The following is a 12226-nucleotide window of genomic DNA, read 5'->3' as shown; positions in this document are numbered from 1 at the left end:
CTCCCTTTTATCCAGATTTATTGCCAGAATTGAATAACATTTTTTCATATATATATTGTATCACCTTTTTTATTAAATCCTTATTCATATAAACAGCATATGTAACTGCTATCATAAGTAAAATCACATTCACGTATTTGTTTTTTCTATAATAACCAATTAACATAATTCCAGCTATTATACCGGAACTCAACAATGTCTTTTTTTCAATGCGAATATTCATAGTTTTGTTGATATCCAGATATCTTACAACTGCCATTACACCAAATGCAGTAAACGTTGATATTGAAGCTGCATAAATACCTAATTTCCCAATTAGCATTACATTCACCAAAATATTTATAACTGCTGCCATTGCAGAAGTAACTGCAATTTTTCCAGAATCTTTCATAGCAACATAAATACAACTATATAATCCAACTACAACTCTTAGCAACATTGCATACATAAGAATAATAACCTGATTATATCCTTTTTGGTATTTACTATTTACAAGTATCGGAAAAATAAACGGCATAAATCCTACTATTCCAAAGCACATACTGGAAAACAGTCGATACATCACAGTTATCATATCACTCAGAAAAACATCTCTATCCTCATTTTCATAATATAATGAAACAGTTTCCGTCCATGATACATTAAATACATTATATATAGTAATAAATACATTTGAAAATTTATTCGCCACAGTATAAATTCCATTAAAACTCAATCCAAGAAAATAAGTTATAATTGTACGATCTGAAACATTTACAACCCACCATGACAAGTTGTTTGGAATTAACGGTAATGAATATTTTCTTATTGAATGCAATGTTTTTTTATCTATTTTTTCTATATTGAAATATTTCCACGGTTGCACACATACACACATATACATAATTGACACCATATATGATATAGTTACTGAAAAGAACATTCCCGTCAATCTCATACGAACAACTACCAAAAAAAACACATTTAAAATGATTGTCAAGCCTGCGGATAAGAAATTTGCAATCGCATAGACGCTGCTTTTCCCCAATCCCCTGACAAATTGTTGCATCAATGTATAAAAAACCTGCATGCATACATATATCAATAAAAATGGCAGATAATCAATTTCATAAAATACACTAATTATCCCTCCAAAAATCACATAAAGAACTACATGCAAAATATCAATTACAAATACTGTAGAAAATAATTCTGATATCCTTTCCTCATCATTTTGAGCATCCAGCATAAAACGAAACAATCCCTGCTCAAACTGTCCTCCTACAATCGGAAAAAGCAACATTCCATAAGTAATCAAAAGATCATACACTCCGTATTCATTTGTATCCAGAACAGATGTATAAAGAGGAAGTAACAAAAAGCCCAAACCTTGTGTACAAATCATTCCGATTGTTAATATCATCGTATTTTTTGCCAGATTTATACTTGCAGTTTTTCTATCTTCTATCATAAATTTACCTTCTATATCAATAAGGTTTTAACCCGAGCAATAATTTTAATAAATATTTTACTTTACTTAAAATACTTCTCGAATCAAACACTGCTTTATGTAAATCGTTTTTTAAATAGCTACTTTTAAATGTAGCATAATTTGAGTATTTCTCTCTTGAATTACCATACATAGAATTCTTATCAATTGCCTTATCTTCGGTGACCTCTCCAAAGCAGATATTAGCTAACTGTTTAAATGTATCGTTCCCTTTCTCAGTATGTGTAACTACTACAGATGTTCCCATTTTGTTATATCCGTTTTCATTCTCCTTTATTCCCCAAAAGTCCCCTATTGTAATATCTGCCTGATGGTTTTCATTCTTATATTTACAATGAAAACAGCCTTCTTTTCCATAAATGAGAAAGGCTCTGCCAAAATCTGTTTCATATAGTGGCTTTATATGTTTTTTTCCATTTTCAAAAACAGCTTTCAGATATACCGGTTTCCAATATGGATTTTTGTATCGTACTGTAAAATCAATCAGTCTGCTTTTATACTTTTTTTCCAAAAATTCTATATACTGACTTTGTTCTTTACTACTCAAAGGACCCTGACAAATTAAATCTACAGTTATCATTTTCTCTTTTTCTGTATCTATGCCCTGTCTGTCTAAATAATTATTCAATGCAGCAATTTCACAGGGAAGTCCTGTAAAAAGTACCAATTTTTTATCCTTTAGATCCTTTTTCACATTTTCAAATACAAAGCTTCCATCCGGCATTCTTTTTTCTGCTGTAATATATTTCGAACCACTTAATTTTTCAATCTTATTAATCTCATTTATTCTTAGATATTGAGCACTTTTAAAATCATCACTGTATGAAACTCCATATACAATACCACTTTTATTTAATACATCCATTGCAAGCGCATGTCCTATTCCACCAGAAGCAGAATTTCTAATTTCATCTTTTTTATAATACGCATAATAATATTTATTCATCTCTTATTACACTCTCAACGTTTCTTTTATCCAATTTAGTGAATCATCATGAATTTTTTCTATTCTTTTATTTACTACTGAAAATTCAATATCACTGTATTTGTCCGGAACCAAATTTATTCTTTCAAGCAATCCCAATTTATCTAATATATTTCTGACACGTTCGGGATTTTTTTTGTTTTCAATTACCACAAAATCAGTATTTAAATTTGCAGATAATACAGTTCCATGAAAAGAGTCCGTAATAACCAGTCTTGCATGTTTAATCAATTTTAAAAAATCTGCCATTGTTGCGCCAACTACTTTTTTGTCACAATCTTTATTTTTATATGTACTAAATTGGACACACCAGACAGGTAATTTAAATTTTCGAATATATCCTTGTATCATGTTACAAAATCTCTCCGAACGCTTATCCTCAGAAACAAAATAAGTAAGTATATATTTTTTTTCTTCGCATAAATATGTTGCCTTTTCTTTTATAAGAACTTCCCACATATCCTTTTTTATCAAAAATGTCGGATCTGCAATAACCTGTATTGGAATTTTTGTCAATGGCTGTAACTCTTTTTTAGCAAACTCCTCGCGTACACTAATTGCATCAAAGTACTTAAAAGCCTCTTTAAAAAGTGCAATGTCCTGATTTCTTATTTGTTTACTTCCTATACTAGAGGCAATAGATACTCTTTTATCTGCCTTACCAAATCTAAGCAAAAAAACTAAATCCAACTCTCCATTTGTCGTATCCGGGCTCCAGATTTGATCACTTCCAGCAACCAAAATATCGTACTGTATTTCTGACATTTCAGAATAGTTATGATAATTTTCTGCCGAAATATGATAATACGAATTTAAATGCTTTCCAAATGCTTTTTTATAATATCTTACCTTACCAAATAACAGAGATTTAAAAAATGAAGTTATATATCCTCGTATTTTCCCTCCCTCTTTATAACAATATTTAAATTTTTGTTCTTCCAACGGATTAGCATAGTTGATTATTTCCACCGAGTGTCCCAATTCTTCCAATGCTGTTTGTGTTGCATATGCCTGAAGCCATACACCGTAATTATAAGATTTAAAAAATGTTACAATTCCAATTCTGCTCATCCTTTATCCCCACTTTCGTTATCTGGATATGTCAAGTTGCTTGAATAGTTCTCGTTTTCTTTGCGCATCTCTATAATCCTTTATGTAATTTTTCCAATCCGTGCAATCATTTCTGTCATGAACCATAAAGCGAAAACTTTGATAAATCCATGCAACTTTCTGTAAAAAGGGATATTTCTGAGATATTTTCCACGTTCGACACCCAATTCTCTGTGCATATCTAATATAATTACCAGGCGTTTTCAGCAACAGTAAAATATCTCCTCTTTTGCGATTCTGCGAATCCTTAACGCCAAAGCTTCCATGACCAATAATATATTCTAAAACATTTTTACAAATTTCTACATCTGCTGACTCACACCATGTTATGGTATCCGTCAATCCCAAATATAACTGACATGTTTTTGTTAATACTATCGCCAGTTTCTTCATTCCCATCTGCTGTGCAGCTTTCTCAAAACATTTTACCCACATTTTATCATCCAGATTTTCTTGCACAAACATCATCCAGTCTATAAGATGTCTAAGTCCTGGTCCTTCATCCATATGATAATCTATATGACTAAGCAAAACCAGCCCATTAATCCAATGTGGTAACATCGGAAATTTAATCCCCATAATTTCTTTATAAATACGCTGATCCATTCCATTCCAGATAAGCTGATCAAGATAGTTTCGTTGCTTATTATTTTGTCTGGTTGCAAAACGATTATGCAATTCTATTTCAATTCCATTCTTTTCAAATTCGTTATGTCTTTTATCAGCATTCATCTTCTCCTTATTAATATATCCCGTTTCCTGAAGTATCTGGAAAGCCCGTTCAAAATCTTCTGGCCTCACCAAAATATCTATATCTCCCATTATTCGCAGCTCTGGAAGAGGATAATAAACAGAAGCTGCTGTTCCTTTAAGAACTACAGTCGGAATCCCAGATTCTTCCAGAATATTTGTTAATACTTCCTGCTCTTTCGACATTCCATAAACATTTGTAATATTTTGCACCCATATTCTTTTATAAGCAAGCATATCTCCATCGGATATGGCAGAAGTCTTTCTTATATAACTAAAGGGCAATACCGTAATCGCCTGTGCATTTAATTCTATCATTAATGTTTCCCATCTTTCAGCAACTAAACTATTATAATCATCCCCTTTCAAATTATAGTTTTTGGAATTTTCAATCAGTGAGTTTTTTATTACATAAAGCATTAATTCTTTGTCATTCATTTTCTCATATTCCATTCCTCTTTAAACACCTGAATAACCAAATAGTAAACTGCGGAGATACTCTTGCCAATACTACAAATACCTTAGCAACTAAAGAATTATTTTCCTTTACATATATCTTCCAATATCTTTTTATATTCACCCTTATTAAATTATCATATTGTTTTTCATAATGTTTCATCTTCATCAACACATTAGCACAATCATAAATCATATAATATTCCACATATTTTACTAAGTCCGGATATTTTTCCTTACAAAATCGAATTTTCATTTCTGAAGCTATAATACGGTCTAATTCCTGTACCGAGAATTCTCTGTGTGTAATACTCTTAGGATTGCTACGATAATAATAAAATACCGTATTAACCATTATACTTTTTTGAGCTTTGTCAAACAAACGATAAGTCACAAATTCATCTTCATATAAACGGCCTTTTGGAAAGCAAACTTCTTTAAAAAGTTCTCTCCTAAAAATCTTATTACAGACAGAATTAGAAATTCTTTTAGAAAATAAAAGTTCTTTCATTCCACCGTATCTATCAAAAACAGCTTCTTCTTCTATACATCGTACATTTAATATTTTCCCCAAATTATCTATATGCCTAATTCCACCAACAGCAATATCAGCTTTATATTGTTGCATTTTTTTATATAATTCATAAAAAAACTTAGGATCTACATAATCATCAGAATCTACAAATCCAATGCATTCAGCCTCAGCCTCAGCAATGCCAACATTTCTGGCATCTGATAATCCTCCATTTTCTTTATGAATCACTTTAATGCGTAAATCTTTTTTCGCATACTCCTCACATATTTCTCCACTTTTATCTTTACTACCATCGTTGACTAAAATAATCTGTATATCTGTCAACATTTGATTTTGTAAGCTCTCAATGCATTTCTTTAAATATTTTTCCGTATTATATACCGGAACAATAATTGATATTTGAGGCATATTCTCCACCTTTATCTCTGTGTCATTATCCTTTAAAATTTCAATATTCCTGATAATGCAATGTCTTTAAAATACTCAGTAATTGGTATCATCGTATTTATATTGTAAATATTTATAATAATCCCACAAATTCCCGAAAGAGACATGAAAATACGAATTATAACCATATCATCTCCATTGAATCTTTTTTCCGGCAAGCTCTCCATATAAAGCATTCCAAGAAAAGGAATCGCCGGAAAAACAAACCTGAAACATTCAGGTGCTGTCATTGCAAATGTCTGCAATGTAATGAGAAGAAAAATACTTCCAAACGAGCAGAATCTTTCAGATTTCAATATTACTATATAATCATCTTTCATCTCATATCCTATATTTTTCCATCGTATCCACTCTTTAAGTAAAACAAAAATTGAAAATATTACAATTCCAAGGCAAAAAATTTTTACAACATTATAATATCCACTATTTCTTACCTGATCAGCCCAGCCACCTTCTTCCCAACTAAAATACATATCAGCTCTGATTAATGTATATTTTATTTGCTTCAATATTGGGTTCGAACTATTTATTTTTTCTGCCATATCTGCCAAAATTGTAATAATTCCCCTTACAAAAAGAATGCATGTAGCAATAATCGTCCACGATTTTTTTCTAATTTTTGATATGGCATAAATTACGATTAACAACATTGAAGATACATGAAGAAAAATGGGACATATATACAAAAATAAATTCCAGATATTTCTCTTCCCTTGTATTTCTTCTCTATATACACCCAAAAAGAATATTGCAAAAGCAACATAACTTCTAAAAGAATTTAAGATAAATGCAAACTGTGACGCAGACAGTACCCAAAATAACATTAATGCAAAGTCTCCTGTCTCTACATTAAATCTTTCCTTATAATCGCTCAATACATAAAATATGATAAAATAGTAAATAAATACTGCTGATGCTGGAAGTAATTGAAAATTACCTGTTTGAGCTATAAAGTGGAACCAAATATCCACTAAAAATAAATTTTCATATACCAGATTAAAACTATCTCTCAGATTTCTTCCCTGATATAGTCTTAAATAATTTATATAACGTACAATATCCGGATCTGTTGCAGGATTTTTAAAACAATATCCACAAATTCCTAAATATATTGCCATTATAAAGCTCCAAAATAACCGTTCCTGTGAACTTTTGGCTATATGGTAACAAAATAGAACTATTGGACATACAGCAATTGGTGCAATAAAGAATATTAAGACTCCAATAATATAAATAATCACTTTTACTGATCATCTCCATTTTTTCTCAGTATACAAATCTCGCTATACTTTAACATATAAACCCCATCTTCATATTCTCCAATTGTCAAAGGGTTTTCTTTTCCAGCAAGGTTATTTATAATCATTTTCATGCTGTTTACACCACATTCATATGCATGTGGATATCCACCTCCAAATCGTGGATTCACTTCTGAAATAAAATACTCTCCATTCTTTTTAAATAAATCAATATCAATCTGACCCAAAAATCCTGCTTCTTTTACAAACCTTTTTACAAGATTGAATAATTCGTCATCCTTAAAAGATACTGATTTATCTGTTTCGCCTGAACGCATACGAAGCTTTTTTTTGGCGAAAATAGAAACTACCTGATGAGAAATCATATCAACATAAACATCTACTCCTATTTCCTGCCCTTCCAAATACTCCTGCATCATAATATCTTCACTGTTTTCCCATAAAAAATCTATCGTTTTCTCATTATCTGCTTTCACAATATCTATAGATGCACTTCCTCTAATCGGCTTGATAAAAACTGGATATTCCATCTTTTTTTGTCTGATTGCTTCCAGTGCTTCTTTTTTATCTTTAAATGTAATTGCAGTTTTATATCCATGGCTTTTCAGCCAACAGTACATTTCATACTTGTCCATGCTTAATTCACATTTTTCATAATCAGAACCAATTATGGTTGTTCCAATTTCTTCAAATTCTCTTTTATGTGCCGAAATAATTGACAGCTCCGGATCTATCAGTGATAAAACTCCCTTTATTTTTTCTTTTCTGCAGATTTCTATAATAGTAGCTATATAATCAGGGACATCAATTCTTGGAACTATATAGTGTTCATCCGCTTCATATATAGCAGGCGCCAATTCACTACAGTCTGTCGCAATTACTTTTCCATTTCCATGTAACTCTCTTCGAAAATATTGAACAATTTTATTTCTTGTTCCTGCACTCAATATTAGTATGTTCATTTTAACGCTTCCTTTTCAACAGCCTTGATATTATCAAAGAATAATGGGGTTCCACCCGTATGTAAAAACAAAATATTCTTTCCTGAAATTTTTTCCTTTTCTATATATTTCAGCATCCCATAAAATGCTTTTCCTACATAGGTTTCATCCATAGGGATTCCATATTGATACATCATCTTTTTCATTAATTCATGGACAGAATTATTATGGTTTCCGTATCCACCGTTCACATAATCGTCTACAAATACTGTATTTCGTTCAATCATTTCCTGCGAAACCGGACTTTTATTATTCTTCAGATACTGACGTATACTTTCCTCTACTACTGATTTTCCATATGGATTTTTTCTGGCAATGCTAATGCCAACAATTTTTCTATTATCATTATTTAACAGTTGGCCACATACCAGACCTGCCTGTGTAGTTCCCGTTCCACTTGCAAGAAAAATATATTCAAAATATTTTTTCTCACGTTTCTCATATGCCTTTATCTCTGAATAACATTCCTCATATGCTCTCGTACCAATATCTCCATGTCCTCCTCCTGCTATAAAATATGGATTCCGACCCTGACTTATAAGTTCCTTTAATGTATGTTCAATTGTGTCATGAACATCTTTCACCGGAACTACTATGATCTTTACATGGAACATATCCATCAGAACACTGTTAAACGTAGTTTTAGAACTCTCAAGAGGAGAAATAATATAACACATCATTTTCCTCGCGGCAGCCATATTTGCAATTATCCTGCAATGATTAGAGCTGCTGCTTCCATACGTCACAACACTGTCATAATTTCCTTTGTCAATTTCTTCAAAAAAGAGCTTTGCCTTCCTTGCTTTATTTCCTCCAAAGCAAAACGGAATCAAATCTTCTCTTTTTAAAAATATTGTATTATTTTGATACTCCAGCAATTTTTGTATGATTGTTTCCATTCAGATCACCCTCTATATAAAGGAAAAAATTTATAATTTTTTATATTATCTTTACGCTTTACCAATGTTTCATATATCTCATCGTTTCGAATTTTTTTTACTGCATAATAATTCCAGACGCCTTTTTCTGAAATAAAATTACGTTTAAACTGCTCAACTCCACCTCCGGGAATACCGCCACCCATATCGAATAGTTTTCTTCCTTTTTGTTGTCCGTATAATGCAGTTTCATATGTCATCAGACTATTTGCCTGTAGATTCGAATACAAAGGATTAACTCCAAGAAACAGGTAATGTTCTATATCTTTTCCCATAACAGCCACTGCCGAAGCAATAATTTCTTCTTCCAGATATGCATTAACCAGAAAACAATTTTCCAGCTTTCGAAAATATCTCTGAATATCTGCTTCTGTAAACTGGTAATATGAAGATATATGATATTTTTCTTCTGTATTCATATACAACTGCAAAAACTGCTTTATGTTTTCACCGTTAAAATCAAATCGGACAGTCACACCATTTTCTCTTGCTTTGCTGATAGAACGCCTGGCTCTCCTGTTATATTCCAATTTATAGAAATCTCCCTCCAGACTGGTACAGTAAAAATTTCCATAATAGGAAGCACCATACATCTTTTGTACAGTTTCAGAATATTCATCCCATGGATCAAGCTTTGCAAACTCTGCGATAATCTTCTCCTGTTCACAATATTTCTCAAACTCATTCATAAATCTTGTGAAAAGTACTTCCTGTTTTTCAGCTTTTGCATATTGAATATATGGTCCCTGAGCGCCTCTGTAAGACACAATATCAAAATACATCTCATTATTCACTAATCCAGCCTGACGCTTAAAAAAGCGGTAAATAACTTTCCCATCATCGTCCTCATAAGTATATGTTTCTAATGTTCCTTCTTCTTTTTGCTGATTAGCTTCAGCCCATTCTTCTTCGCTGTAAATACTTCTCATATATTTGATTTCCCACGTTTTTTATTTGATGTATATTCTTCTTTATTAAACATTGAAAATGCTGTCATGAATATAATCTTTATGTCCAGCCACCAGGAATAATTTTCAACATACTGAACATCTATTGCTATTCTTTCATCCCATGTTCCTGCATTTCTTAATTTCACCTGCGCCAAACCTGTAATTCCCGGTTTTATTTCAAAGCGTTTTTTCGCTTCATCTGAATAATTCTCATATCCATCATATGGATGATACGTTACTGGTGGTCTTGGACCTACAAAACACATCTCACCTTTTATTATATTAAAAAATTGTGGTAATTCATCCAGGCTCATTTTCCGAAGCACTCTTCCAACCCTCGTTATTCTGTTATCATTTTCACTCCTGATCACCAAGCCATCGCCAATTTTTTCTGCATTGGTAACCATTGTTCTAAACTTATAAATATCAAATTCTTTTCCTCTATATCCCAGACGCTTCTGTTTGAATATTACAGCTCCCGGTGAGTCTAATACAATACATAAGCTTATTATGAGTAATATTGGCGAAATTAAAATGGTTAATAACAATGCCCCTACCCTTCCAACAGCATACTTAATTTTCTTTTCTATTTCTCTCACTTTTTCTTTCATTTTTCCTTTTATATTTTTAAATATCAAGAATGTTTTTTTCGAAAATTTTCCCACATTTTTTCGTTTGTTTTGCTAAATAATTTACCTTCCAACTGTTCACACTTTCTTTTCTCTATATATTCCTCAATGCTACATATATATTTTGCAGGTATTCCCCCCCATACTCCATCTTTAATATCTTTATTAACCAAACTATTTGCTGCAACAATAACGTTTGGACCTATTTTAGTATCATACATAATTGTTGTATTCGTTCCTATAAAAACATTATCCTGGATTTCTATACATCCAATTTTCTCATTTAATGGATTTTTTAATTTAAATGCATAATTAACCATATGATGAATTGCATCGTGTGTGCATAAGGTCACATTGGACGCTATTCTTACATTATTGTGACACTTTATCAACTTAGGATATAGTGGGATTTTTCGGAACATAAACATACAGTGTTCTCCACATTCACTAAAAATATTATGTTTTTTTATATAGATTGCTCTTCCGGTTGGATTTAAAATAAAACACATTCTTATAGAATGATATAAACGAGCAAATTCCATTCTTTTCTCTCCCTGTTATCTTTAATTATTCAAAACATGCACTTACAGTTTCAATAATTCTATCCTGTTGTTGCTGCGTCATTTTAATATCGCTCGGCAGACATATACCTCTGCTAAAGATATCAGCTCCGACATCTGTCAATTCACTTTCATCATATCCAATCGCTGATGATTTTTTACTCCCATCAGCCATTACAAATTCATTGTCTGAATATATCGGTTGCATATGCATTGGTTTCCAAATAGAACGACCCTCCGCATTTAATTTTGTCAATGCTTCCAGAATCTCTGTTGGACAGGTCTTGCCGCTTTCTTTTTCATACTCCACGGTTGTTTCTGTCCTGTTCTGGTGACACATTGCTTTCGGGTTTATGAGCATACAGCTGAGCCAATGATTCGCATTCATATCTGAATCTGCTTCATTCATTTTTATCGGAAGATCCTTAAGACCTTCTTTATATCTTTCAAAGATTCTTCTTTTTTGCGAAATATGTTCATCCAGATGAAGAAGCTGTCCTCTGATCACACCGGCAACGACATTGCTCATACGGTAGTTATAGCCCATTTCCTCGTGCTGATACCATGGAGCAGTTTCTTTTGACTGTGTAGACCATTTTCTTACTCTGTCTGCATCCTCCGGTTTGTCTGTCAGAAACATTCCGCCGGAACTTCCGGTTATGATTTTATTTCCGTTAAAAGAAATCACACTGTAATCTCCCAGACTTCCTGCCATGCGTCCTTTATAAGCTGCTCCCAGAGCCTCTGCCGCATCTTCTACAATAACCGCACCATACTTATCCGTTACTTTTCTTATCTCATCCATCCTAGCCGGTGTTCCATAAAGGTGTACCAGAATAACAATTTTTACATCCGGATATAGCTGAAATGCCTTTTCAAGTGCCTCCGGACTCATGTTCCAGGTATCCTGCTCACAATCGATAAATACTGGTTCACCGCCTTCATAGACAACAGGATTGACTGATGCGCAGAAAGTCAGGTCAGAACAAAATACCTTTTTTCCTTCCAGTGCTTTTTCTTTTTTTCCGTATATGCGGTTGCCAGCCAGCTTAATCGCCATATGTAATGCCGAAGTACCCGAAGTTAACGCAACTGCATATCCGCAGCCGATAATCTC

Annotated in this window: 12 protein-coding genes; all 12 read right to left on the bottom strand. The window is 32.5% G+C overall.

Features of this window, described 5'->3' with window-relative positions; translation table 11 throughout:
• Positions 1–7: 7 nt before the first annotated feature.
• On the bottom strand, positions 8–1450 hold the full coding sequence (locus tag KQI87_RS11170; RefSeq protein ID WP_216460222.1) for a lipopolysaccharide biosynthesis protein: 1443 nt from the start codon (positions 1448–1450) through the stop codon (positions 8–10).
• A gap of 16 nt (positions 1451–1466) precedes the next feature.
• Entirely contained in the window at positions 1467–2435 is a 969-nt protein-coding gene (locus KQI87_RS11165) for a Coenzyme F420 hydrogenase/dehydrogenase, beta subunit C-terminal domain (RefSeq protein WP_216460221.1), read from the bottom strand.
• A gap of 6 nt (positions 2436–2441) precedes the next feature.
• On the bottom strand, positions 2442–3545 hold the full coding sequence (locus KQI87_RS11160) for a polysaccharide pyruvyl transferase family protein (protein WP_216460220.1): 1104 nt from the start codon (positions 3543–3545) through the stop codon (positions 2442–2444).
• Between the two features lie 18 nt (positions 3546–3563).
• On the bottom strand, positions 3564–4787 hold the full coding sequence (locus KQI87_RS11155; protein WP_216460219.1) for a nucleotidyltransferase family protein: 1224 nt from the start codon (positions 4785–4787) through the stop codon (positions 3564–3566).
• On the bottom strand, positions 4777–5733 hold the full coding sequence (locus KQI87_RS11150) for a glycosyltransferase family 2 protein (RefSeq protein ID WP_216460218.1): 957 nt from the start codon (positions 5731–5733) through the stop codon (positions 4777–4779). Before KQI87_RS11150 ends, KQI87_RS11155 begins: the two co-directional genes overlap by 11 nt.
• Positions 5734–5765: 32 nt before the next feature.
• The gene (locus tag KQI87_RS11145; protein ID WP_216460217.1) at positions 5766–6890 is read right to left on the bottom strand and encodes an EpsG family protein; all 1125 of its coding nucleotides are present in this window, start codon (positions 6888–6890) and stop codon (positions 5766–5768) included.
• 125 nt (positions 6891–7015) lie between these two features.
• Positions 7016–7993: an ATP-grasp domain-containing protein gene (locus KQI87_RS11140; RefSeq protein ID WP_216460216.1), complete on the bottom strand. Its 978-nt coding sequence runs from the start codon at positions 7991–7993 to the stop codon at positions 7016–7018.
• On the bottom strand, positions 7990–8931 hold the full coding sequence (locus tag KQI87_RS11135) for a 1-aminocyclopropane-1-carboxylate deaminase/D-cysteine desulfhydrase (protein ID WP_216460215.1): 942 nt from the start codon (positions 8929–8931) through the stop codon (positions 7990–7992). Before KQI87_RS11135 ends, KQI87_RS11140 begins: the two co-directional genes overlap by 4 nt.
• Before the next feature lie 5 nt (positions 8932–8936).
• A complete protein-coding gene (locus tag KQI87_RS11130) occupies positions 8937–9899 on the bottom strand; it encodes a GNAT family N-acetyltransferase (RefSeq protein ID WP_216460214.1) in 963 nt (320 codons plus the stop codon).
• Complete coding sequence (locus tag KQI87_RS11125) at positions 9896–10531, bottom strand: sugar transferase (RefSeq protein WP_216460213.1); 636 nt, start codon at positions 10529–10531, stop codon at positions 9896–9898. The genes KQI87_RS11130 and KQI87_RS11125 overlap by 4 nt, the downstream gene beginning before the upstream one ends.
• A 23-nt stretch (positions 10532–10554) precedes the next feature.
• Entirely contained in the window at positions 10555–11091 is a 537-nt protein-coding gene (locus tag KQI87_RS11120; protein ID WP_216460212.1) for an acyltransferase, read from the bottom strand.
• A gap of 25 nt (positions 11092–11116) precedes the next feature.
• A partial coding sequence (locus KQI87_RS11115; RefSeq protein WP_216460211.1) for a DegT/DnrJ/EryC1/StrS family aminotransferase occupies positions 11117–12226 on the bottom strand: 1110 nt, incomplete at its 5' end.

The sequence above is a fragment of the Blautia sp. MSJ-9 genome (assembly GCF_018919065.1).
Lineage (GTDB): Bacteria > Bacillota > Clostridia > Lachnospirales > Lachnospiraceae > Blautia_A.
This window is presented reverse-complemented; position numbering and strand designations above follow the sequence as displayed.